This is a genomic window from Pseudomonas sp. JV414, from assembly GCF_032424305.1.
Classification (GTDB): Bacteria; Pseudomonadota; Gammaproteobacteria; order Pseudomonadales; family Pseudomonadaceae; genus Aquipseudomonas; species Aquipseudomonas lini.
The window spans coordinates 264,875-289,074 of record NZ_VYKC01000022.1; the positions used below are offsets into that span (position 1 = coordinate 264,875).

Annotated in this window: 17 protein-coding genes; 6 read left to right on the forward strand and 11 right to left on the reverse strand. The window is 60.3% G+C overall.

The window, feature by feature from the left end; genetic code table 11:
• Positions 1–209: 209 nt before the first annotated feature.
• From F6R97_RS25240 to F6R97_RS25255, 4 genes are all read right to left on the reverse strand, one after another.
• A complete protein-coding gene (locus F6R97_RS25240) occupies positions 210–1,880 on the reverse strand; it encodes a bifunctional protein-serine/threonine kinase/phosphatase (protein WP_315867253.1) in 1,671 nt (556 codons plus the stop codon).
• A 7-nt stretch (positions 1,881–1,887) separates the two neighbouring features.
• Complete coding sequence (locus tag F6R97_RS25245) at positions 1,888–3,099, reverse strand: nitrate/nitrite transporter (protein ID WP_038979926.1); 1,212 nt, start codon at positions 3,097–3,099, stop codon at positions 1,888–1,890.
• A gap of 360 nt (positions 3,100–3,459) precedes the next feature.
• Positions 3,460–4,035, reverse strand: coding sequence for an ANTAR domain-containing response regulator (locus F6R97_RS25250; protein ID WP_008006986.1), 576 nt, complete (start codon positions 4,033–4,035; stop codon positions 3,460–3,462).
• A 15-nt stretch (positions 4,036–4,050) separates the two neighbouring features.
• Complete coding sequence (locus tag F6R97_RS25255) at positions 4,051–5,262, reverse strand: CmpA/NrtA family ABC transporter substrate-binding protein (protein WP_315867254.1); 1,212 nt, start codon at positions 5,260–5,262, stop codon at positions 4,051–4,053.
• 229 nt (positions 5,263–5,491) lie between these two features.
• On the opposite strand from F6R97_RS25255, the gene F6R97_RS25260 reads away from it, so the two are divergent.
• The gene (locus tag F6R97_RS25260; protein WP_315867567.1) at positions 5,492–6,511 is read left to right on the forward strand and encodes a quinone-dependent dihydroorotate dehydrogenase; all 1,020 of its coding nucleotides are present in this window, start codon (positions 5,492–5,494) and stop codon (positions 6,509–6,511) included.
• Between the two features lie 286 nt (positions 6,512–6,797).
• Here the strand turns inward: F6R97_RS25260 and rmf are convergent, their stop codons facing one another.
• Positions 6,798–7,013 (reverse strand): ribosome modulation factor, encoded by a 216-nt coding sequence (gene rmf / locus F6R97_RS25265; RefSeq protein WP_003223300.1) that lies wholly within the window; start codon positions 7,011–7,013, stop codon positions 6,798–6,800.
• A 531-nt stretch (positions 7,014–7,544) separates the two neighbouring features.
• On the opposite strand from rmf, the gene rlmKL reads away from it, so the two are divergent.
• Both rlmKL and F6R97_RS25275 read left to right on the forward strand, forming a co-directional pair.
• A complete protein-coding gene (rlmKL, locus tag F6R97_RS25270; RefSeq protein ID WP_315867255.1) occupies positions 7,545–9,815 on the forward strand; it encodes a bifunctional 23S rRNA (guanine(2069)-N(7))-methyltransferase RlmK/23S rRNA (guanine(2445)-N(2))-methyltransferase RlmL in 2,271 nt (756 codons plus the stop codon).
• 144 nt (positions 9,816–9,959) lie between these two features.
• Positions 9,960–12,350 carry a GGDEF domain-containing protein gene (locus F6R97_RS25275; RefSeq protein WP_048394456.1) on the forward strand — a complete coding sequence of 797 codons (2,391 nt, stop codon included), beginning with the start codon at positions 9,960–9,962 and terminating at the stop codon, positions 12,348–12,350.
• A gap of 177 nt (positions 12,351–12,527) precedes the next feature.
• Here F6R97_RS25275 and dacB read toward each other — a convergent pair whose 3' ends face one another.
• Positions 12,528–13,988, reverse strand: a complete 1,461-nt coding sequence (gene dacB, locus F6R97_RS25280; RefSeq protein ID WP_315867256.1) for a D-alanyl-D-alanine carboxypeptidase/D-alanyl-D-alanine-endopeptidase — start codon at positions 13,986–13,988, stop codon at positions 12,528–12,530.
• A 233-nt stretch (positions 13,989–14,221) separates the two neighbouring features.
• On the opposite strand from dacB, the gene F6R97_RS25285 reads away from it, so the two are divergent.
• Complete coding sequence (locus F6R97_RS25285; protein ID WP_007896965.1) at positions 14,222–14,566, forward strand: YggL family protein; 345 nt, start codon at positions 14,222–14,224, stop codon at positions 14,564–14,566.
• 168 nt (positions 14,567–14,734) lie between these two features.
• On the opposite strand, the gene F6R97_RS25290 is transcribed toward F6R97_RS25285, so the two are convergent.
• Positions 14,735–15,925, reverse strand: a complete 1,191-nt coding sequence (locus F6R97_RS25290; protein WP_315867257.1) for a benzoate/H(+) symporter BenE family transporter — start codon at positions 15,923–15,925, stop codon at positions 14,735–14,737.
• Positions 15,926–16,280: 355 nt separating this feature from the next.
• On the opposite strand from F6R97_RS25290, the gene F6R97_RS25295 reads away from it, so the two are divergent.
• Positions 16,281–17,045 carry a GntR family transcriptional regulator gene (locus tag F6R97_RS25295; RefSeq protein ID WP_038979932.1) on the forward strand — a complete coding sequence of 255 codons (765 nt, stop codon included), beginning with the start codon at positions 16,281–16,283 and terminating at the stop codon, positions 17,043–17,045.
• A 105-nt stretch (positions 17,046–17,150) separates the two neighbouring features.
• On the opposite strand, the gene guaD is transcribed toward F6R97_RS25295, so the two are convergent.
• The 4 genes from guaD to xdhA form a co-directional block, all read right to left on the reverse strand.
• Positions 17,151–18,455, reverse strand: a complete 1,305-nt coding sequence (gene guaD / locus F6R97_RS25300) for a guanine deaminase (protein WP_038979933.1) — start codon at positions 18,453–18,455, stop codon at positions 17,151–17,153.
• Positions 18,456–18,463: 8 nt separating this feature from the next.
• Positions 18,464–19,309: a xanthine dehydrogenase accessory protein XdhC gene (xdhC, locus tag F6R97_RS25305; RefSeq protein WP_048394460.1), complete on the reverse strand. Its 846-nt coding sequence runs from the start codon at positions 19,307–19,309 to the stop codon at positions 18,464–18,466.
• Between the two features lie 118 nt (positions 19,310–19,427).
• The gene (gene xdhB, locus F6R97_RS25310; RefSeq protein ID WP_038979935.1) at positions 19,428–21,827 is read right to left on the reverse strand and encodes a xanthine dehydrogenase molybdopterin binding subunit; all 2,400 of its coding nucleotides are present in this window, start codon (positions 21,825–21,827) and stop codon (positions 19,428–19,430) included.
• Positions 21,820–23,274, reverse strand: coding sequence for a xanthine dehydrogenase small subunit (xdhA, locus tag F6R97_RS25315; protein ID WP_315867258.1), 1,455 nt, complete (start codon positions 23,272–23,274; stop codon positions 21,820–21,822). Before xdhA ends, xdhB begins: the two co-directional genes overlap by 8 nt.
• Positions 23,275–23,540: 266 nt before the next feature.
• Here xdhA and F6R97_RS25320 point away from each other — a divergent pair, with 266 nt between their 5' ends.
• Complete coding sequence (locus F6R97_RS25320; protein ID WP_038979937.1) at positions 23,541–24,200, forward strand: GntR family transcriptional regulator; 660 nt, start codon at positions 23,541–23,543, stop codon at positions 24,198–24,200.

Below are 24,200 nucleotides of genomic sequence, written 5' to 3' on the forward strand. Positions count from 1 at the left end.
AAAGGTAATGCAGTGGTTGTGCCAAGTCGCACAAATGCCGAATTTATGGGTTCTCATCATGGGAGAAGGGTGTTTGCGTGCACCGGTTAAAGGCGCGACGCCCGGTTTTGAAGCAGAAAGATCAAAAGATCGCAGGCTGCGCCAGCTCCTACAGGAGATCGTGGGCACCCGTAGGAGCTGGCGCAGCCTGCGATCTTTTGATCTTCTGGTCAGTTATGAAAGAGTAAAAACAGCAGCACCAGATTCACCAGCAACGACACCAGCGCCAACGTCCGCCAGACTTTCAGCGGTTCGCGCTCCAGCAACGGTCTGGGGCGTACGCTCAAACTGCGTCGTTCTCCCTGTTCCAGTAGCAACAACCATTCTTCCGCCGTTTCAAAACGCTGATCCGGAGCCGCCGCCACCGCGCGCTCCAGACTTTGCGCAATCCATTCCGGCAGGTCGGGCCGGTAGCGACTGGCGCTGACAGGCACACCAAACCGGGGGCGCTGGAACGCTTCGATTTCGCCGTAGGGATAATGCCCGGTCAGCAGGTAATACAAGGTCACGCCGACCGCATACAAATCCTGTTGTGGTGTAGGAGGATCACCTCGAAAGGCTTCCGGCGCGATATAGCTGGGCGTTCCGGGCAGGGCGCAAGCTTGATCTTCGGACAGCCCGGGGCAGTAGGCGAGGCCGAAGTCCAGCAGGCGCAGCTCACCGTCGTCCCCTAGCAGCAGGTTCTCCGGTTTGATATCGCGATGCAGAATCTGCCGTCGATGCAATATGCCGATGGCCCGCAGCAAGCGTTCGGCCAGGTCCAGCCATTGAGCCAATGGCAGCGTTGCGACACGCTCATGCAGTTCCGCCAAGGTCGACCCGGAATATTCACGCATCACGTAGTACAAATGCTGACGCTGACTGGCGGCATGGACTTCAGGAAAATGCCGCCCGGCCACACGCTTGAGAAACCATTCCTCCGACAACAACGCCTGCCCGGCCTGATGATCGTCACGCAGCGCACCGGGCAAGGTTTTCAGCAGCCAGGGCTGTTGTTGTGCGTCGCGCACCCGGTAGAGCAGCGATTGCTGGCTCTGGCCGAGGATCCCTTCGACCTGCCAGCCTTCGAAAGTCTGGCCCGGCTTCAGCGCAGGCGGGAGTGGCCATTGCTGCAGATGAATCAGTGCATCGCCAATGCTGGTTTCACCGAGGGCATCGACCCGCACCAGCAGGGCGCTGGCATTGTCCTGACTGCCGGCCAGGTGCGCAGCGCTGACCAAGGTCTGCGCGGCACTGTTCAGGTCAGGTTGATCGCGCAAAATGCCCGCAATGGCGGTGTCACCCAGCACGGCCCAAATGCCGTCGCTGAGCAACACGAAACTCTCGTTCAGGCGCAGTTCTCCATCGAGAAAGTCCAGCACCAAGTGTTGATCCAGCCCAAGGGCCCGCTTAAGCACATGTTGCATGCCCGGCTGGTCCCAGACGTGATCCTCACTCACCCGTTGCAGCGTGTCGGCGTGCCAGCGATAAACCCGGCAATCGCCGACATGCGCCAGGGTGAAACGCCGGCCGCGCAGCACCAAGGCACTGACCGTGGTCAGCAGCGGTTGCCCGCCGCCATTAGCCTGCAACCAGCGATTTTGCGCCAGTAGCAGACGGTCCAATGCCTGGGCGACACCCCAGGTTTCCGGGGTGGCGTAGTAGTCCAGCGCCAAGGCCTGCAAGGTTGAACGGGCCGCGAGACCACCATCGGCACATTGGCTGACGCCGTCGGCGATGGCGAACAGGTAACCCTTGCTCGCCGCCAGCGCCGGGGCCGGAGTGACCAGGCGCAGAGCGTCCTGGTTCTCTTCGCGGGGGCCGATGGCGCTGTGTTCGGCGAAGCTCAGTTGCAGGCTCATTCAGTCCTCACACCCGTGCTGCGGTGACGGCTGCCGAACCCCAAGTGGTTCTCCAGCGACGTTTCACACCATGCAGACCGAACCAGGCAAGTACACCGAGGCTTGCGAACAACCACAACGCCAGCTGATAGCTGCCGGTGCTTTGCTTGATCGCGCCCATGCCGGCTGCCAGTGCGAAGCCACCGATGCCGCCGGCCATGCCGATCAGCCCGGTCATTACACCAATCTCCCGACGAAAACGCTGCGGGACCAACTGGAATACCGCACCGTTGCCTGCACCCAAACCGAGCATGGTGCAGACGAAAAGCGCCAACGCGGCGTAGGAACTCGGCAGATTGAAGCCCACTGTCGCAATGCAGATCGCTGCCACGGTGTACATCGCCAGCAGGGTGCGAATCCCGCCGAAGCGATCCGCCAGCGCGCCGCCCAACGGACGCATCAGGCTGCCTCCGAACACACAAGCAGCAGTGTAGTAGCCGGCGGTCACCGGGCTCAGGCCGTATTGGTCGTTGAAGTAGCCGGGCAGGGCGCTGGCCAGACCGATGAAACCGCCGAAGGTCACGCTGTAGAAAAACATGAACCACCAGCTGTCGCGATCACCCAGGGCCTTGAAATAATCAGACACGGACTTGGGTTTCGGGCGCTCGGGTGCATTTTTGGCCAGCCAGGCGAAGACGATCAAGGTCAGGATCAGCGGGATCAGGGCGAAGCCGAACACGTTGCTCCAGCCAAATGCAGCGGCCAATACCGGGGCGATCAAGGCAGCGAGCACGGTGCCCGAGTTACCGGCACCGGCAATGCCCATGGCTTTGCCTTGGTGCTGGGGCGGATACCATTGCGAGGCCAACGGCAGGGCGACGGCGAAGGACGCACCGGCCATGCCGAGGAACAGGCCCAGCAACAGCGCTTGCTCGTAACTGTGGATGCCGACTTTCCAGGCGACGAACAGGGCGCAGATGACGATCACCTGGCCGATTATCCCGGCGGTTTTTGGCGACAGGCGATCAGCCAGCAGGCCCATCGCAAAGCGCAACACAGCGCCAGCCAGAATCGGCGTGGCCACCATCAGCCCGCGTTGTTGGGTGGTCAGCTGCAGGTCAGCGGCGATCTGCACCGCCATTGGGCCGAGCAGGTACCAGACCATGAAGCTCAGATCGAAATAGAGAAAGGCTGCGAACAGGGTCGGGGTATGGCCGGATTTCCAGAAGCTTGAATTCATCGCGCACCTCAGCTGTCAGGCGTATCAAGAAGGAGTCATGAGCTTGCAGGTGGGCGCCGCTATGGCCGCACCACCGGCCCCGGTCTCTGGGGCCAAAACGGAAAAACGCCGCTACCCGATCCGCCAAGGGGGGCGAATGAGGTGAGCGACGTCTTTGTCGTAGGTGGGGCAACCGCCGTTGGTTACCTTGCAGGGATTTACTTAGCGAGATTTGTGCCAACACGTGAGATTGCGTTGTGGCCATTCGCGGGCAAGCCTCGCTCCTACAGGTTTTGTGGTGAATCCAGATGTTGTAAACGACACAACACCTGTAGGAGCGAGGCTTGCCCGCGAAGGCGTCAGCACAGGCTCCGCAAGACTTCAGCCAAGCAACTCACTCATGGCAATGATCTGCTCCGCCACCTGTATCAGCTTCTGCTGGCGGCTCATGGCCTGGCGGCGCATCAGGGTGTAGGCCTCTTCTTCATTGCAGTCCTTCATCTTCATCAGCAGCCCCTTGGCCAGCTCGATGCGCTTGCGCTCGGCCAGTTGCTGGTCGCGGGCGTGCAGTTGCGCGCGCAGGGCCTGGTCGCTTTCAAAGCGTGCCATGGCCACGTCGAGAATCGGCTGCAAGCGTTGTGCGTGAATGCCTTCGACGATGTAGGCACTGACGCCGGACTTGATTGCGCGGCGCATTACGTCGGGGTCGTGCTCGTCGGTGAACATCACAATCGGCCGTGGTTGGTCGCGGGTCACCAGCACCACTTGCTCCATCACATCGCGGCTCGGTGACTCGGTATCGATCAGGATCACGTCCGGACGCACCGTTTCGACGCGCGCGGGCAGGTCAATGGTCAGACCGGACTCGTCGATGACCTCGAACCCGGCTTCGGTCAGGGCCGCCTTCAGACGCCCGACTTTTTTCGCAGTGTCATTGATCAGCAGGATACGCAACATATTCGCAGGCTCCTGTCAGCGGCTGGCGAGAAGGGGAGCGCTGTCGCTCATGGCGTGCAGCGTGAAGCTGCGGGCATAGCCGGCCGGGTCCGAACCGTCCCAGACTTTGCCGTCGATCAATTGACTGCTGCGCATTTCCTGACTCCGGGCGGGCACACCGACAGCAGTGGCGGCCTCACGGTATAAGTCTAGTTGCTGGACCTGACGGGCCACGCCGAGGTAATCCGGGTCATCACGCAACAAACCCCAGCGCCGGAACTGGGTCATGAACCACATACCGTCGGACAAATACGGCAGATTGACCTCACCACCACCGTGGAAACGCATGGCGTGCGGGTCTTGCCAGCGATTACCCAAGCCGTCGGCGTAGTCACCGAGCAAGCGCGGTTCGATGCAATCGAGCGGTGCATCCAGATACTCGGGTGCACTCAACAGTTGCGCGGTGCTGCGGCGATTTTCGTGGCTGGCTTCGATGAATCGGCTGGCCTCGAGGATCGCCATCACCAATGCCCGTGCGGTATTGGGGTATTGCTCAACGAAGGCGCGGGTGCAGCCGAGGACTTTTTCCGGGTGATCGGGCCAGAGGGTCTGGCTGGTGGCCATGGTAAACCCGAGATTTTGCTGCACCGCACTGGCCGCCCATGGCTCGCCGACGCAGAAGCCGTCGATGCGCCCGGCTTGCAGGTGCGCGACCATTTGCGGCGGCGGGACCACCACGCTGTCGACATCCTGCAACGGATGAATACCCTGGCTCGCGAGCCAGTAATACAGCCACATGGCGTGGGTGCCCGTAGGAAATGTCTGGGCGAAGGTCAGTTTTGGGCGACTTTGGTGCACATGCCGGTCCAGTGCTTCAGGACTGGTCACGCCCAGGGCCTGCAAGCCGTGGGAGAGGTTGATGCTCTGGCCGTTCTGATTCAGGCCCATGAGCACGGCCATATCGGTGGAGGCTACGCCGCCGATGCCCAGGTGCACGGCGTAAATCAGGCCGTACAGGCTGTGGGCGGCGTCGAGTTCGCCGCTGACCAGTTTGTCCCGCAGGTTGGCCCAGGATGATTGGCGCTTGAGGTTCAGGGTCAGACCGTACGGTTGGGCGAAGCCCTGAGTGGCCGCGACCACCACTGAGGCGCAGTCGCTCAGGGCCATGAAGCCGAGGTTGATTGCGGTTTTTTCCGGGGCATCGCTGCCATTGACCCAGGCCAGTGGGCCGGCTGATGGTTCGTTCATCGATTTCGCACCTTCCAAAAAAAAGCGTCGTCCCAAGGCCTTTGCGTGGGCAAAGCCGGGTGACGACGCCATTGTCCTTCCACTCATCCCGCCGTTGGCATGAGTGCTGATGCCTGTGACGGTGCAAGGCATATGCCATCGCTGGCTGATTTTGTTGCGCGCCTCGCGTGAAGCCCTGATGCGCGGCTATAATCGCCGCCTCTCATCGCCAACCGAGTCAAGCCTGCCCATGTACACCCTGGCCCGTCAGCTGCTGTTCAAACTTTCCCCGGAAACCTCCCACGATCTGTCCCTGGACCTGATCGGCGCGGGCGGACGTTTGGGCCTTAACGGCTTGCTGTGCAAGGCGCCAGCGAAAATGCCGGTGACAGTCATGGGCCTGGAGTTCCCGAACCCGGTGGGTTTGGCGGCGGGTCTGGACAAAAACGGCGCAGCGATCGACGGGTTTGCCCAATTGGGTTTCGGTTTCGTCGAAATCGGCACCATCACGCCGCGTCCGCAACCGGGCAACCCGAAACCACGGATTTTCCGCTTGCCGGACGCCGAGGCGATCATCAACCGCATGGGTTTCAATAACCTCGGCGTCGATCACTTGCTCGCTCGCGTGGCAGCGGCCAAGTACAAGGGCGTGCTGGGCATCAACATCGGCAAGAACTTCGATACGCCGGTTGAGCGTGCGGTCGATGACTACCTGATCTGCCTGGACAAGGTCTATGCCCACGCCAGCTATGTGACGGTCAACGTCAGTTCGCCGAACACTCCAGGCCTGCGCAGCCTGCAATTCGGCGATTCGCTCAAGCAATTGCTCGCCGACCTGGCCACCCGCCGGGCGGAACTGGCCCTGCGTCATGGCAAACATGTACCGCTGGCGATCAAGATCGCGCCGGACATGACCGACGAAGAAACCGCTCAAGTCGCCCAAGCGCTGATCGAAACCGGGATGGACGCGGTGATTGCCACCAACACCACCCTGAGTCGCGTTGGCGTCGAAGGCATGGAACATGGTGACGAGGCGGGCGGGTTGTCCGGCGCACCGGTTCGCGACAAGAGCACTCACACGGTGAAGGTGCTGGCAGCGGAACTGGCCGGTCGCTTGCCGATCATCGCCGTGGGCGGCATCACCGAAGGCAAGCACGCGGCTGAGAAAATCGCCGCGGGTGCGAGTTTGGTGCAGCTCTACTCCGGCTTCATCTATAAAGGTCCGGCGTTGATTCGTGAGTCGGTGGATGCCATCGCCGCGCTGCGCTAGCTGACATCTGGGGTGCGGTGTACACGGTCAATGTAGGAGCTGCCGAAGGCTGCGATCTTTTGATTTTGCTTTTTACAATCAAGGGCAAGATCAAAAGATCGCAGCCTTCGGCAGCGCCTACAGGGGGATTGTGTTTAGCCAGTTCCGCAGGCGTGCTTAGCCAGATATCAGACATAAAAAAGGGCTCCTCGAAGGAGCCCCTGGGCCGAAGCCCGCCGTCCGGATGGGACGTGCGTGGTTAAGTCGTTGCGTAATCAGATTGTCGTGTCGGAGTGTGTGCCCTGTATTAGCCGACGGCGTGAAGTTCGTTGAGTCTGTGGATTCCCGCAGTGCCGGTCATACCGTCCCAGTTGTCGCCGCGTCCTTCTCGCCAGCCATTGATCCAGGCTTGGCGTACCGACGGTAGAGTAAAAGGGCAAAGCTCACGGGATTTACCACCAACGCCATATTGATATCCGCGCAAAAATGCTCTTTCCAACGGATCACGCTTAAGTCTTCTCATAGGGTGTTGCCCTCACTTGTTGACTGTATTTATCGCGTCGACCTCAATCGAGGTCAGGCAGAAAAATCCTGCCGTTGGCGGCTCGCTGCCGGCGTCGCGAGCCAAGGTGTTGACGCCGTTGCGACGTCAACCTGAGTTGAGTTCTAACCAATGCGTCACATCGAGGGAATGATCGTTTTGTCATAAGAACGTAACCATAAAGATGCTATGGCCATAAGTAACACGATATTTGTCCCGTGTTTATTGGCCAAAGCCCGGTATGATCGGCCCTGCGCGGGATGAGAGGGTTGAGGCCTTTAACGAGAATGACACCCGTTCACTTGGGGACTATTCGACGAAGGGTCGACTTATGACATTTTGTTGCATCAACTTTTTTATCTGCCCTGGCATCTAAGCTCTTTTAACCCGAGCAGTCAGGGTGGGGACGGCACACCTTCGTGCCACGCGGGCGTTCTGTTAGAAAAGCGCCTGATTGAAAACCGGATCGGCAATGCGTTGCCGGTTCACTTAGCTAAAGGCTCTGGAATTACCATGTCCGATCGTTTCGAACTCTTCCTCACTTGCCCCAAAGGCCTTGAAGGCCTGCTCATCGAGGAAGCCGTCGGGCTTGGCCTTGAGGAAGCACGTGAACACACCTCGGCTGTGCGCGGCATGGCCACCATGGAAACCGCCTATCGCCTGTGCCTGTGGTCGCGTCTGGCGAACCGTGTGCTGCTGGTGCTCAAGCGCTTCCCGATGAAGGACGCCGAAGACCTCTATCACGGCGTGCTGGATATCGAGTGGCAAGACCACATGCTCAACGATGGCACCCTGGCCGTCGAATTCAGCGGTCACGGCTCGGGCATCGACAACACCCACTTCGGCGCCTTGAAAGTTAAAGACGCCATCGTCGACAAACTGCGTACTCCGCAAGGCGATCGTCCGTCGATCGACAAACTCAACCCGGACCTGCGTATTCACCTGCGCCTGGACCGTGGCGAAGCGATTCTGTCCCTCGACCTTTCCGGTCACAGCCTGCACCAGCGTGGTTACCGCTTGCAGCAGGGCGCGGCGCCGCTGAAGGAAAACCTCGCGGCGGCGATTCTGATCCGTTCCGGCTGGCCACGGATTGCCGCCGATGGCGGCGCACTGGCTGACCCGATGTGCGGTGTCGGTACGTTCCTCGTCGAAGCCGCGATGATCGCCGCCGACATGGCGCCGAACCTGCGTCGCGAGCAATGGGGCTTCACCGCCTGGCTCGGTCACGTGCCGGCGCTGTGGAAAAAGCTCCACGAAGAAGCCACCGAACGTGCCGCAGCCGGCCTGGCCAAGCCACCGCTGTGGATACGCGGTTATGAAGCTGACCCACGCCTGATTCAACCGGGCCGCAATAACGTCGAACGTGCCGGCCTGAGCGAGTGGATCAAGATCTATCAGGGCGAAGTCGCGACGTTCGAGCCGCGCCCGGACCAGAACCAGAAAGGCCTGGTAATCTGCAACCCTCCCTACGGCGAGCGTCTGGGCGATGAGGCGAGCCTGCTCTACCTCTACCAGAACCTCGGCGAACGTCTGCGTCAGGCCTGCTTGAACTGGGAAGCGGCGGTGTTCACTGGCGCCCCGGACCTGGGCAAGCGCATGGGTATTCGCAGCCACAAGCAGTACTCGTTCTGGAACGGCGCCTTGCCGTGCAAGTTGCTGCTGATCAAGGTCACGCCAGACCAGTTTGTCACCGGCGAGCGTCGTACTCCGGAGCAGCGCCAGATCGAGCGCGAACAGGCCGAGTCCGATGTGCCGTCGAACATCGAAGCGCCGGGCAAGTACGAGAAGTACAACAAGAACGGCAACCCGATCAAACCGGCCCCGGTGGTGATCGAGCAACCGCGCTTGAGCGAAGGCGGGCAGATGTTTGCCAACCGTCTGCAAAAGAACCTCAAGGCGCTGGGCAAGTGGGTCAAGCGTGAGGGCATCGATTGCTACCGCGTCTACGATGCCGACATGCCGGAATATTCCATGGCCATCGACCTGTATCACGACTGGGTCCACGTTCAGGAATACGCCGCACCGAAATCCATCGATCCGGAAAAAGCCTCGGCGCGGATGTTCGATGCCTTGGCGGCGATCCCGCAAGCGTTGAACATCGACAAGAACCGCGTAGTGGTCAAACGTCGCGAGCGTCAGAGCGGCACCAAGCAGTACGAGCGTCAGGCAGCACAGGGCAAGTTCGTCGAGGTCAACGAAGGCGGCATCCAGCTGCTGGTGAACCTCACCGACTACCTTGACACCGGGTTGTTCCTCGACCACCGGCCGATGCGCATGCGGATTCAGAAAGAGGCGGCCGGCAAGCGCTTCCTCAACCTGTATTGCTACACCGCAACCGCCAGCGTTCATGCGGCCAAGGGCGGTGCACGCAGCACCACCAGCGTCGACCTGTCGAAAACCTATCTGGATTGGGCGCGTCGCAACCTGTCGCTGAACGGTTTCTCCGACAAGAACCGTCTGGAGCAAAGCGATGTGATGGCCTGGCTCGATGCCTGCCGTGACGAGTATGACTTGATCTTCATCGACCCGCCGACCTTCTCCAACTCCAAGCGCATGGAAGGGATCTTCGATGTGCAGCGTGATCAGGTGCAGTTGATCGACTTGGCCATGGCGCGTCTGGCGCCGGGCGGGGTGTTGTACTTCTCCAACAACTTCCGCAAGTTCACGCTTGAGGAAAACCTCACCGAGCGTTATGCCGTTGAAGAAATCACCGCCCAGACCATCGATCCGGATTTCGCCCGTAATGGCAAGATCCACCGTGCCTGGAAGATCACTGCTCGCTGACACTTGAGCCTGATTGGATCCACAGAGCCTTGATTTTTAAAGGCTCTTGGGTTCTTTCAGTGCTGGTCAAATTAGTGGCTAATAGCTATAACTCAACTCATGGCCAATGGGCTTTTCCGGCACCTGGCGTTTTGAGTTGTATCTATGTCGTTGCACGCCGTGCGCCCCAAGATCCTGGGTTTTATCCGCGAAGATGTTTCGGCCTGGCTGGTCGCGCTGCTGGCGTTGCTCGTCGGCGGGATTCTCACGGGATTGCTGGCCTGGGCGACGTTCAATCAATTTCATCAGCAATTGCGGCAACGTTTTCAACTGCTCGCCAGTGAGCGTTACAGCCGTATCGAAGAACGTTTCGAAGATCAGGAGCAGCGCCTCGACGGCCTGCGCCGGTTCTTCGTCAATTCCGAATCGGTGTCTCGCGAGGAATTCGACGGTTACGCCAAACCTCTTTTGCATCGCACCCAAGCTTACTCCTGGGCTCCCCGGGTTTCTCACACCGAACGTCCCCTGCTTGAACGCGTGGTGCGAGAAGAAGGCTTGAGCGGTTTCACCTTTCGCGAACTCACCGCCGACGGCCAGTTGCAACCGGCCACGGAACGGGATGAGTACGTACCGGTGCTCTACACCCAAACCCAAAGCCGATTGCCCACGCCGCTGGGTTACGACCTGCTGGCCCAAGCGCTGCGTCGTTCGACCTTGGAACGGGCCGATCGCAATGGCCGTATGGTCGTGTCGCAACCGTTGCATCTGGTAGGCATCGAGCCTGCCTATTCGCGGGGCGTGTTGCTGGTGGCTCCGGTTATCCGTCAGAACCTTGCGAGTGCCGCGCCCGCCGGGTATGTCATGGCGGTGATCAGCATGCGCCAGCTGTTGGCGGACGGGTTGCCGGAAGAGAATCATGACTCTCTCTCGGTGCGTATCCTCGACTTGTCCACCGATGATCAACACGAAGTGTTGTACGAGTCGACCAACACGGCGGGGGCCAGTGACTTGTCTTCCACGCGTTTGCTCCGTCTGGCCGACCATGATTATCAAGTGGATATGCGCCCCAGCGCCGCGTTCCTGAAAGCCAACCATTCCTCGGTGGCCAGCCTGGTGGTGCTCGGCGGTTTGCTCAGCCTGCTGCTCAGTGTGTTTCTCTATGTGCTGGTCAGCCAGCGCCAGCGGGCACTGAAAATGGTGGAGCAGCGGACCCAGGAACTTCACGACCGTGAGCAAGAGTTGCGCGGTACGCATGGCCAGTTGCGCGGTGTACTGGATGCCGCGACTCAGGTGGCGATCATCGCCACCGACCTGCGCGGAATCATCAGCACCTTCAACGCCGGCGCAGAGCAGATGCTCGGTTACTTCAGTGCGCAAGTCGTGGGCCACATGACCCTGGAAAATCTGCACCTGCCCCGGGAACTCGAAGCGCGCTCGGCGGAGTTGAGCGCGCGCTATGGCAAGCCGATCCCGACGTGTCAGGCGATGCTGGTCGAAGGTGGGGAAGAGGGCGGTCACGAAGCGCGGGAGTGGACGCTGGTCCGCCACGACGGCAGTCACTTGACGGTGAACATGCTGGCGACCCCGGTCCTCGACGAGCAAGGCTTGTGGGTCGGGCACCTGGCAATTTGTATCGACATCACCGAGCGCAAGCGCGTCCACGAAGCCCTGGCGGCCCGCGACCTGTTGTTGAAGAAACTCAGCGCCCATGTGCCCGGTGGGATCTACCAGTTCAAGATGGAATTCGATGGGCGCTTCAGCGTGATCTACGCCAGCGACGGTATGCGCGATATCTACGAACTCGAGCCGGACGTGCTGTTGCTCAACGCCGAAGCGGTGTTCGCGCGGATTCATCCTCAGGACACGCGCCGGGTCCGCGCGTCGATCCTGGCCTCGGCTGACACCCTCAGCCCTTGGCGTGAAGAGTACCGCGTGCAATTGCCCGAGCGTGGTCTGCGTTGGGTCCGCGGAGAAGCGACGCCGGAGGAATTGCCCGGTGGCGGTGTGCTGTGGCATGGCTACATTTCGGACATTTCCGACCTCAAGCGTGTGGAAGAGGAATTGCGCGCACTGTCGGTGACCGACTCCCTGACCGGGATCCATAACCGTCGTTACTTCCAGGAGCGCCTGACCACCGAAATGGCCCGGGTCGAGCGCGGCGGTGGCGAGTTATCGGTGATCATGCTCGACATCGATCATTTCAAGCGCATCAACGATCAGCACGGTCATGCCGTGGGTGATCGGGTTTTGCAGGCCGTGTGCGAGCGCATTGGCGGTCGCCTGCGGCGCACCGATGTGTTTTGTCGCCTGGGAGGCGAAGAGTTCATGGTGCTCTGTCCGGATATCGACGGCGAACAGGCTCATGTGCTGGCCGTGGAGTTGTGGCAAGGGTTGCGCAGTGCGCCGATCGACGAGGTAGGGATCGTCACCGCGAGTTTCGGGATTGCCAGCTGGCGGGCCGGAGAGGGCGCGGATGCGCTGCTGTTGCGGGCTGATTCAGGGGTGTATGCGGCGAAGCAGGCGGGAAGGGATCGGGTTGAGGGGCAGATGAGTTAACCCAGGCTGCATGCAAACCCTGTGGACTGATCGCAATGCTGTGCTTTGACCCAAATCAATGTGGGAGCGGGCTTGCTCGCGAAGGCGGTGTGTCAGGCAACATTAATGTCGACTGACACGCCCTCTTCGCGAGCAAGCCCGCTCCCACATTTGATCTCCAGTGTCTGGACGATCGGGTTACAACACCGAAGCCGTTTCCGGCAGTTTCGGCTGGCGATACAGATCCAGCAGCACCTGATCCAGCACCGAGGAGGCGCCAAACGGTGCCTTGTCGTTGAGGATCGCCACCACCGCCCAGGTATTGCCATTGATGTCGCGGCTGTAGCCGGAAATGGCACGTACGGTGTTCAGGGTGCCGGTCTTGACGTGGGCTTCACCGCGCATCGCGGTAGTCTTTAGGCGTTTGCGCATGGTGCCGTCGGTGCCGGCGATTGGCATCGAGCTGATGAACTCGGCGGAATACGGGCTGCGCCAGGCGGCTTGCAGCATCGCGGCCATTTCACGGGCACTCACTCGCTCGGCACGGGACAGGCCAGAGCCGTTCTCCATCACCAGGTGCGGCGCGGTGATGCCTTTTCTTGCCAGCCACTGACGCACCACGCGCTGGGCGGCCTTGGCGTCGTCACCGTCGGCATCAGTGCGGAACTTCTGGCCCAGGCTCAGGAACAACTGCTGAGCCATGGTGTTGTTACTGTATTTGTTGATGTCGCGAATGATTTCCGCCAAGTCTGGCGAATAGGCCCGGGCCAGCACCTTGGCGTTGCTCGGTGTCGGTGCCAGACGATCCTGGCCCTGGATGCTGCCACCCAATTCTTTCCAGATCGCCCGCACAGCGCCGGCGGTGTAGGTCGCGTGGTCGAGCAGCGACAGATAGGTCTGGGAGCTGCAACCTTCGCCCAACTGGCCGCCAACGGTCACGGTGACGCTGCCATCAGCCTGGGGCACCGGGTTGTAGCGCACGCCACCGGTGCATTGCTTGGAGTTGAGCGCCTTGACTTGATTGTCGATGCGGATGCTGGCAATCGGCGGCTCGACCGACACCAGGACCTTGCCCGAGTCGTTGCGGGCCACGAAGCGCAGGGCCTTGAGGTTAACCAGCAGCGCGTCGGGTTTGACCAGGAACGGTTTGTTCTCGTCGTTGCCGTCGTCGTTGAATTCAGGCAGTTGCGGTTGTACGAAGAAGCCGCGGTCCAGCACCAGGTCGCCGGTGACCTGGGTCACGCCGTTGGCGCGCAAATCGCGCATCAGCAGCCAGAGTTTTTCCATGTTCAGCTTCGGGTCGCCGCCACCCTTGAGGTAGAGGTTGCCGTTGAGGATGCCTCCGCTGAGGGTGCCGTCGGTGTAGAACTCGGTTTTCCACTGGTGGTTCGGGCCAAGCATTTCCAGCGCGGCGTACGTGGTCACCAGCTTCATGGTCGAGGCCGGGTTAACCGAAACGTCAGCGTTATGAATGGTAGGGGTGCCCGGACCGTTGAGCGGGATCATTACTAGCGACAGGGCACTGTCCTGCAGTTTGCTGGCCTTGAGGGCCTTTTCGACGTTGGGCGACAGCGCGGTGTTGATCGAAGCGGCGGAAATGGGGAGGGCCAGGGGCAGAAGAAGACTGGCCAGCAGCAATGGACGCAAAGATTTGATCATCTGAAATAAAACCCTACAGCCGAGGGGAAAAAGACGAGGGCATGGAGATAAATTCCCTCAGCGGTCATGAAAGTGTCGGCATTATGCCCCAAGGTGTAACGGCTTGTGCCGTACTCCGGTCTGCTAATCCGCTATTTTTTTACCGGCGGTAGGTGTAGTGCCGTTCCGAGGCGGGCAATCGGCGCCTTAAACTGCTAAAGTGCGGCCCGTTATTACTTATGAGGATTGTTCCAATGGCGACTAACCGTTCCCAGCGTCTGCGCAAAAAACTGTGCGTCGATGAATTTCAAGAGCTGGGTTTCGAACTGAACCTGGATTTCAAAGAAGATTTGGCTGATGAAGCCATTGATGCTTTCCTCGACGCTTTCCTGAAAGAAGCCATGGAAGCCAACGGTCTGGGCTATGTTGGCGGCGACGACTTCGGTCTGGTTTGCCTGCAGAAGCGTGGCTCTGTTTCCGAAGAGCAGCGTGCCGCTGTTGAAGCCTGGCTCAAAGGCCGCAGCGAACTGACCGAAGCAACCGTCAGCCCGCTGATCGACGTCTGGTACCCGGAAAAGCCGATCAATCCGGTAGCTTGATGTTCTAAAAAACGGCGACCCAAGGGTCGCCGTTTTTTTATGCCTGCTTTTTGTAGGCGCATGGCTTGGCTTGCGATGTCGATCTCGGGGATGCCTTCGCGGGCAAGCCTCGCTCCTACAAGGGTTACGCAAAACCTGTAGGAGCGAGGCTTGCCCGCGAAGGGGCCCTCAGGCCTTGCGCCAGTTCAGAATCACCAATGTCAACACTCCCGCCACAATCCCCCAGAACGCCGAACCGATGGAAAACAGCGTCAGCCCCGACGCCGTCACCATAAAGGTAATCAGCGCTGCTTCCCGTTCCTGCACTTGCGCCATGGCAATGCTCAACCCATTGATGATCGAGCCGAACAGCGCCAGCGCGGCAATCGACAGCACCAGCTCTTTAGGCAATGCGGCAAACAACGCCGCCAGCGTCGCGCCGAACACCCCGGCAATCCCGTAGAAAATCCCGCACCAGAAGGCTGCGGTGTAGCGCTTGTTGCGATCTTCATGGGCATGCGGCCCGGTGCAGATCGCCGCGCTGATGGCGGCCAGGTTGATCCCATGGGAGCCGAACGGTGCCAGCAGCAACGAGGCGATGCCGGTGGTGGTGATTAGCGGCGAGGCCGGCACGTTGTAGCCGTCGGCGCGCAATACGGCGATGCCCGGCATGTTCTGCGACGTCATCGCCACCACGAACAGCGGAATGCCGATGCTGATGGTCGCAGCCAGGGAGAAATGCGGCGTGGTCCAGACCGGTGTCGCGATTTCCAGATGGAAGCCACTGAAGTCCAGCAGTCCCATAAACCCCGACAGCGCGGTGCCGATCAATAGCGCGGCAAGCACGGCGTAGCGCGGTGACAGGCGCTTGACCAGCAGATACGTAAAGAACATACCCAGAACCAGCGCGGTGCGGTGCTGGGCGGCGACGAAAATCTCGCTGCCGATCTTGAATAGAATCCCCGCCAGCAACGCCGCCGCCAATGAGGCCGGAATCTTTTTCACCAGTCGTTCGAAACTGCCGGTCAGGCCGCAAATGGTCACCAGCACCGCGCAAGTGATGTAGGCGCCGATGGCCTCGCCGTAGCTGACACCGCCCAGGCTGGTGATCAGCAACGCCGCGCCGGGGGTCGACCAGGCAATGGTGATAGGGGTGCGGTAGCGCAAGGACAAGCCGATCGAGCACACCGCCATGCCAATGGAGATCGCCCAGATCCACGACGAAATCTGCCCGCTAGTCAGGCCCGCTGCTTGCCCGGCCTGGAACATCAGCACCAGTGAGCTGGTGTAGCCGGTCATCATGGCGATGAACCCGGCGACGATGGCCGAGGGGGATGTATCAGTCAGGGGGCGAAGCTGCGTGTGCGTGGCGTCGGTCATGGCAGCGGTGTTCCTTGTTCGGCTGAAGATGTCCGAAGCGACGCTACCTCCCCCCTGTAGGAGCTGCCGAAGGCTGCGATCTTTTGACTTTGCTTTCAAAAACAAGATCAAAAGATCGCAGCCTTCGGCAGCTCCTACGGGGGATCGCGTTTGAGCCACGGATTCTGCGTTCAAGCCTAAACTGAAACGTAACCGGTCGTTGCAATACAGCGAAGGCGACAAACAGCCGTACAGTCGTGTTGCCACCTACCATTGTGTACAATTACGGTGTTTTTTACGCGATACTTGCCAGCGACCCACTGTGCCGTATTACAGTCACGGTCAATTCGCCGCAGTTCTCCCGACTCGAGTGCCCATGAACGAACAGTTGCAACCCCTCAAGAAACAACCGCGAGCAGGCAAAGCCGGCCGTAGCGGTACCCAGGACGATATTGTCTACGCGCATATCTTCGAGGCCATCCTCGAACAGCGTCTGGCGCCCGGCACCAAGTTGAGCGAAGAAGCGCTGGGGGAAATTTTCGGGGTCAGCCGCACCATCATTCGCCGCGCGCTGTCGCGTCTGGCCCATGAAGGCGTGGTGTTGCTGCGACCGAATCGCGGCGCTGTCGTCGCCAGCCCGAGTGTCGAAGAGGCTCGTCAGGTGTTTCTGGCGCGACGTCTGGTGGAGCGGGCGATCACTGAACTGGCGGTTCAGCATGCCACTGCCGAGGAGATTGCCGACTTGCGGCAGATGGTCAATGACGAGCGCGACAGTTTCTCCCGTGGCGATCGTGGTGCCGGAATCCGTCTGTCGGGCGAGTTCCACTTGAAACTGGCCGAAGCGGCGAAAAACGCGCCGCTGATCAGCTTCCAGCGCAGCCTGGTGTCCCAGACTTCGTTGATCATCGCCCAGTACGAGAGCGGCAACCGTTCCCACTGTTCCTACGATGAACACACCCAGTTGATCAACGCCATCGAAGCGCGGGACGCGACGTTGGCGGTGGACCTGATGATGCATCACATGGACCACATCGACAGCAAACTCAACCTCGACGAAGAAAGCGCGTCGGATGATTTGCATGCGGTGTTTTCGCATTTGTTGCAGACCAAAAAACCTGGGCGGCCGGTGGCGAAGCTCTGAAGTACCGATGATAAAAAATCCCCCGCAGCCTTCCGGTTGCGGGGGATTTTTTTGAGTATCAGATCGTTCCCACGCGGAGCATGGGAACGATCAGCCCGGAAAATCTTAGCGCTGATGCACCAGACTCCCCGCTGCATACGTCTGCAACACCGTCCGATCATCCCCCAGCGTCATCAATACAAACAACGTCTCGGCAATGTTATTGGCCTGCTTCAGGCGATAGCTGAGCAGTGGCGTGGCGTTGTAGTCCAGCACCAGGAAGTCCGCGTCGGTGCCCGGTTGCAAGGTACCGATCTTGTCTTCCAGGCGCAGGGCACGGGCGCCGCCGAGGGTGGCCAGGTACAGCGACTTGAACGGGCTCAGTCGCGCGCCTTGCAGTTGCATGACTTTGTAGGCTTCGTTCAGGGTTTGTAGCAGCGAAAAACTGGTGCCGCCGCCGACGTCGGTACCGAGGCCGACATTGAGTTTGTGTTTCTCGGCCATCGGCAGATTGAACAAACCGCTACCAAGGAACAGGTTCGAGGTCGGGCAGAACGCAATCGCTGAACCTGTCTGCGCCAGTCGCGCACATTCGTCGTCGCACAGGTGCACGCCGTGGGCGAACACCGAGCGCTCACCGAGCAGTTGGTAGTGATCGTAGACGTCCAGGTAGCCCTTGCGCTCCGGGAACAGCGCCTTGACCCACTCGACTTCCTTGAGGTTTTCGCTGATGTGGGTCTGCATGTACAGATCCGGGTATTCGCTGAGCAACTGGCCGGCGAGGGTCAGTTGTTCCGGGGTGCTGGTCGGGGCGAAGCGCGGGGTGACTGCGTAGTGCAGGCGACCCTTGCCATGCCAGCGCTCGATCAGCGCCTTGCTTTCGACGTAGCTCGATTCGGCGGTGTCGGTCAGGTAGTCCGGCGCGTTGCGGTCCATCATCACCTTGCCGGCGATCATCCGCAGGTCTAGCTGTTCGGCAGCCTCGAAGAACGAGTTCACCGATTGCGGATGCACGCTGCCGAACACCAGTGCAGTGGTGGTGCCGTTGCGCAGCAGCTCCTTGATGAAAATATCCGCGACCTCATCGGCGTGGGCCTTGTTGGCGAACTGGCTTTCGCACGGGAAGGTGTAGGTATTCAGCCAGTCCAGAAGCTGTTCGCCATAGGCGCCGACCATGCCGGTTTGCGGCAGGTGGATGTGGGTGTCGATGAAGCCCGGGGTAATCAGTGCGTCCTGATAATGGGTGATCTCGATGTCGGCCGGCAGGGTCGGCAGTAATTCGCTGGCGTGGCCGATGGCGCTGATCTGGCCGTTTTCGACCACCAGCAGGCCGTCTTCGAAATACTCGTACGAGGCTTCGATACCCACTTCAGCGGGATCGGCGATGCTGTGCAGGAGGGCGGCGCGGTAGGCTTTGCGAGTCAGAGGCATGGGGGTTCTCAATTCGTGGCTTGGCTGCGGCGTGAAGCAGGCAGCAGTTTGGCGATCGATGATCCGGCGCTGGCGGTGTGCTGGCCGAAATTCGCGTTATAGGTGGCGATGATTTCGCCGGCGATGGAGATGGCGATTTCCACAGGCAACTTGCCTTTGACTTCGCCGATGCCCATCGGGCAGCGCATGCGTTGCAGCACGGTGTTGTCGAAACCACGGTCGCGCAGGCGGTGTTCGAACTTCACCCGTTTGGTCTTTGAACCGATCAGGCCGAAGTAGGCGAAGTCGTTGCGCTTGAGGATCGCGGCGGTGAGTTCGAGGTCGAGCTGGTGGTTGTGGGTCATGACGATGCAGTAGCTGCTGGCGGGCAGGTCATCGACTTCATCCAGCGGTTCTTCGGTGACGATTTTGCGCACGCCGTGGGGAATCTGTTCAGGGAATTCAGCTTCCCGCGAGTCGATCCAGCGCACCCGGCAGGGCAGGCTGGCGAGCAGCGGCACCAGCGCCCGACCGACGTGACCGGCACCGAACACGGCGATTTGCGCCTGGACCTGGCCCATCGGTTCGAACAGCAACACCGTCACGCCACCGCAGCACTGACCCAGGCTGGCGCCGAGGCTGAAACGCTCCAGATGGGTGTCCTGCCGGCCGCTGGCCAGCATCTCGCGGCCGATCTGCATGGCCTTGTATTCCAGATGCCCGCCACCGATGGTGTCGAACGTTTGCGTGGCGCTGATGACCATCTTCGAGCCGGCATTACGCGGCGTCGAGCCGAGCTCTTCGATGATAGTCACCAACACACAGGGTTCACCCCGGGTTTGCAGGTCGGCGAGGGCGTCGATCCAGTTGTACATGTTTTCACCCCTACAACATTGTTGTCTGTTCGGGCCTCATCGCGGGCAAGCCACGCTCCCACAAGGATTGCATCGTACCTGTGGGAGCTGGCTTGCCTGCGATGGCCGCAACGCGGTCTTAAAGCGAAGCCAACTCCGGCTCAGCTTCGGCGGCCTTGGCCACCTTCAACTGCCGCATCTGCTCACAGCCCCACAACACCCGCTCCGGGGTCGCCGGTGCGTCGATTTTCGGTTGATGCTGGTAGTCGCCCAGGCTCGCCACGGCGTCCTTGATCGCGCACCACGCAGCGATGCCGAGCATGAACGGCGGCTCACCCACGGCCTTGGAATGGAATACCGTGTCTTCCGGGTTCTTGCGGTTTTCCACCAGCTTCACCCGCAGGTCCAATGGCATGTCTGCCACCGCCGGGATCTTGTAGCTGGCCGGGCCGTTGGTCATCAGTTTGCCTTTGTTGTTCCACACCAGTTCTTCCATGGTCAGCCAACCCATGCCCTGGATGAAACCACCCTCGACCTGACCGATGTCGATCGCCGGGTTCAGCGAGTCGCCGACATCGTGAAGGATGTCGGTGCGCAGCATCTTGTACTCGCCGGTCAGGGTGTCGACGATCACCTCGGCACAGGCTGCACCGAAGGCGTAGTAGTAGAACGGCCGACCCCGCGCCTGGCTGCGGTCGTAGTAGATTTTCGGGGTCTTGTAGAAGCCGGTGCTCGACAGCGAAACCTGAGCGAAATACGCCTGCTGGATCAGCGATTCAAACGTCAGGATGTGATCGCGAACCCGCACGTGACCGTTGTGGAATTCCACGTCTTCTTCGCTGACCTTGTATTGCCGTGCGGCGAATTCCACCAGGCGTTTCTTGATGATTTCCGCCGCGTTTTGCGCCGCTTTACCATTGAGGTCGGCGCCGCTTGAAGCAGCGGTTGGCGAAGTGTTTGGCACCTTGTCGGTGTTGGTCGCGGTGATCTGCACGCGGTCCATTTCCACCTGGAACACTTCAGCCACGACTTGCGCAACCTTGGTGTTCAAACCCTGGCCCATTTCGGTGCCGCCGTGGTTCAGGTGGATGCTGCCGTCGGTGTAGATGTGGATCAGCGCACCGGCCTGATTGAGGAAGCTGGCGGTGAAGGAAATACCGAATTTCACCGGCGTCAGCGCCAGGCCTTTTTTCAGGATCGGGCTGTTGGCGTTGTAGCGACGGATCGCTTCGCGGCGTTCGGCGTACTGGCTGCTTTCTTCAAGTTCCGCGGTCATTTCCTCGAGCATGTTGTGCTCGACGGTCTGGTAGTAATGGGTGATGTTGCGCTCGGTCTTGCCGTAGTAGTTGGCCTTGCGCACCGCCAGCGGATCGAGGCCCAAGTGGCGGGCAATCGCGTCCATCACTTCTTCGATGGCGACCATGCCTTGCGGGCCGCCGAAACCACGGTAAGCGGTGTTTGACGCGGTGTTGGTCTTGCAGCGGTGACCGTTGATGGTCGCGTCGCCCAGGTAGTACGAGTTGTCGGCATGGAACATCGCGCGGTCGACAATTGACGCCGACAAATCCGGCGAGCAACCGCAGTTGCCGGCCAGTTCCAGCGCAATGCCGTGCAGGCGGCCAGTGCTGTCGAAGCCCACGTCGTACTCGACGTAGAACGGATGGCGCTTGCCGGTCATCAGCATGTCTTCGACCCGCGGCAGGCGCATTTTGGTCGGCTGGCCGGTCAGGTGCGCAATCACTGCGCACAGGCATGCAGGGCTCGCAGCCTGGGTTTCCTTGCCGCCGAAACCACCGCCCATGCGGCGCATGTCGACGACGATTTTGTTCATCGACACGTCCAGCACTTCCGCCACCAGCTTCTGCACTTCGGTGGGGTTCTGGGTCGAGCAGTAAACGATCATGCCGCCGTCTTCAGTCGGCATCACCGAAGATATCTGGGTTTCCAGATAAAAGTGCTCCTGGCCGCCGATGTGCAGCGTGCCTTGGATGCGATGCTCTGCAGTAGAAAGCGCGGTGGCCGAATCGCCGCGCTGATGCGTATGACTGTCGAGCACGAAATGGCGTTTGCGCAGAGCTTCGACCACGTCCAGAACCGGTTCGAGGTCTTCGTATTCGATGATCGCGGCCATGGCCGCTTTGCGCGCGGTTTCCAGGTCTTTCGCCGCCACGGCGAGTACCGGTTGACCGACGAATTGCACGTCATCGATGGCCAGCAACGGATCGCCCGGCAACAGTGGGCCGATGTCTTTCAGGCCTGGCACATCTTCGTGGGTGATGGCGATGCGCACGCCTTCGAAGGCGTAGCAGGGCTTGGTATCGATGCTGATGATTTTCGCGTGGGCGCGGTCCGACAGCCGTGCGTAAACGTGCAACTGATTGGGGAATTCCAGCCGATCGTCGATGTACTGCGCTTCACCGGACACATGCTTGTCGGCGCTGTCGTGCTTGACGCTGCGGCCGACGCCGGTGGTCAGGTCCTTGGCGAACAATTCAGCCAGTTCGGCTTGGGTCTTCTCTACAGCGTGATGATTAGACATAAGCGGTCACCCGAGTCTCGATGTGCGGTGTTTGCAGTTCGATGAAGTATTTACGCAGCAGATTCTGCGCACTGAGCAGGCGGTATTCCTTGCTGGCGCGGAAGTCTGAGAGTGGCGTGAAGTCTTCGGCCAATGCAGCGCAGGCGCGTTCGAGGGTGGCGTTGTTGAACGGCGCACCCAGCAGGGCGACTTCGCAGTGTTTGGCGCGTTTTGGAATGGCCGCCATGCCGCCGAAAGCAACGCGGGCGTCGGCGATCACGCCGGTGTCGATGCGCAGGTTGAACGCGGCACAAACCGCGGAAATGTCGTCGTCCAGACGCTTGGACACCTTGTAGGCGCGGAACAGCTGTTCAACGCTGGCGCGCGGCACGATGATCTTTTCGATGAACTCGCTTTCCTGGCGTGCGGTGACCCGGTAATCAATGAAGTAATCTTCCAGTGCCATGGTGCGGCGGGCTTCGCCTTTGCACAGGACGATCTGCGCGCCGAGGGCGATCAGTAGTGGTGGCGAGTCACCGATCGGCGAGGCGTTGCCGATGTTGCCGCCGAGGGTGCCCTGGTTGCGGATCTGCAAGGACGCGAAGCGTTGCAGCAATTCGCCGAAGTCCGGGTACTCGGCCTTCAAGGCGTCGTAGCAGTCGGAGAGGGCGGTGGCGGCGCCGATTTCCAGACGATCGTCGAAGCGTTCGATGCGTTTCATTTCAGCGACGTTGCCGACGTAGATCATCACCGGCAAGGTGCGGTGGAACTGCGTGACTTCCAGTGCCAGATCGGTGCCACCGGCCAACAAGCGGGCCTGTGGATAAGCGTCATAGAGGTCAGCCAGATCGGCCACGGTCAGCGGCACCAGGCAGCGTTTGTCGCCACTATTGAGTTCGCCGATGTCGGTGGGAGCGATGGCTTTCAGACGAGCGATGGTGTCCGCTTCGCGGGCATCGAATTGGTCGGGTTGTTTGCCGCAGCAGGATTGTTCGGCAGCGGCGAGGATCGGCCGATAGCCGGTGCAGCGGCAGAGGTTGCCGGCCAGCGCTTCGTGAGCCTTGTGAGAATCCGGTTGATCGCTGTTCTTTTGCAGCGCGAACAGCGACATCACGAAGCCGGGTGTGCAGAAACCGCATTGCGAGCCGTGGCACTCGACCATGGCTTTTTGCACGCTGTGCAGTTCGCCTTGGTACTTGAGGTCTTCGACGCTGATCAGTTGCTTGCCGTGCAAGGAGGAGACGAACGTCAGGCACGAGTTGAGGCTGCGATAGCGAATGTGTTCGCGGCCGTCGTCGTCCGTTTGTAGCTCGCCGACCACCACGGTGCAGGCGCCACAGTCGCCGCTGGCGCAGCCTTCTTTGGTGCCGGGTTTGCCCACATGTTCGCGCAGGTAATTGAGCACGGTCAGGTTCGGGTCCAGGGCGTGCTCGCTACGGAGTTCCTGGTTTAGTAAAAACTGGATCACGGAAGGCCTCGCAAACTCATTATTGTTGTTAACCGACATGAGCTGAATTTATCAGGTCTGACTTTACGGTCAATGATTTTCTGACTTAAAGGTCAGGAAATAGCATTTTGTCGATCAACGACTCGTTCCTTCATTATTGACCCTCACGGGATAGCTTGCCTTTTGCTTGAATCGTGCCAAAAACCGCTGGGTGGGCACTCCGCCATGACCCATCAATTGCGCTACACTGCGCCGCTTGTGCAGATCGAAGAGTTTGAAGGACAACCATGACGTTCAAGGCGCCGGACAGCCTCGCCGAGCAAATCGCTCACCACCTCGCCGAACGTATCATTCGCGGCGAAATGAAGCCGGGGGAGCGCATTCAGGAACAGAAGGTCACGCTGGCGCTCAATGTCAGCCGCGGTTCAGTCCGTGAGGCCTTGCTGATTCTCGAGCGCCGCCACTTGATCGCGATTTTGCCGCGACGTGGTGCCCACGTGACCGAACTCACGGCGCACAAGGTGCAGAGCCTGTGCACGTTGATGAGCGAGTTGTACATTCTGCTCGGCAACGCGGTGGCCAGCGGCTGGCAAGTCCAGGCCGACATGGCGCCGTTCGTGGAGATCCAGCAGCGCCTGACCGACAGCTACGAACGCCAGGACATCCGCACGTTCGTCGACGACAGCTTCAGCGTGATGCGCGCGGCGTATCCGTTCGCCAACAACCCGTATTTGCAGGAAACCGTCGAGAATCTGCAACCGGCCATGAGCCGCGCGTATTTCCTCGCGCTGGATCAGCGCAAGGCCTCGATGAGCGAATTCCTCGAGTTGTTTGAACGTTTGCTCGCCGCCGTGCTGGCTCGTGACTTACCGCAGATCCGCGTGGTGCTGACGGCGTATGCCCAGCGCAGTTGCGATCTGGTGGTCTCTGCCCTGACGGTCGCTTAA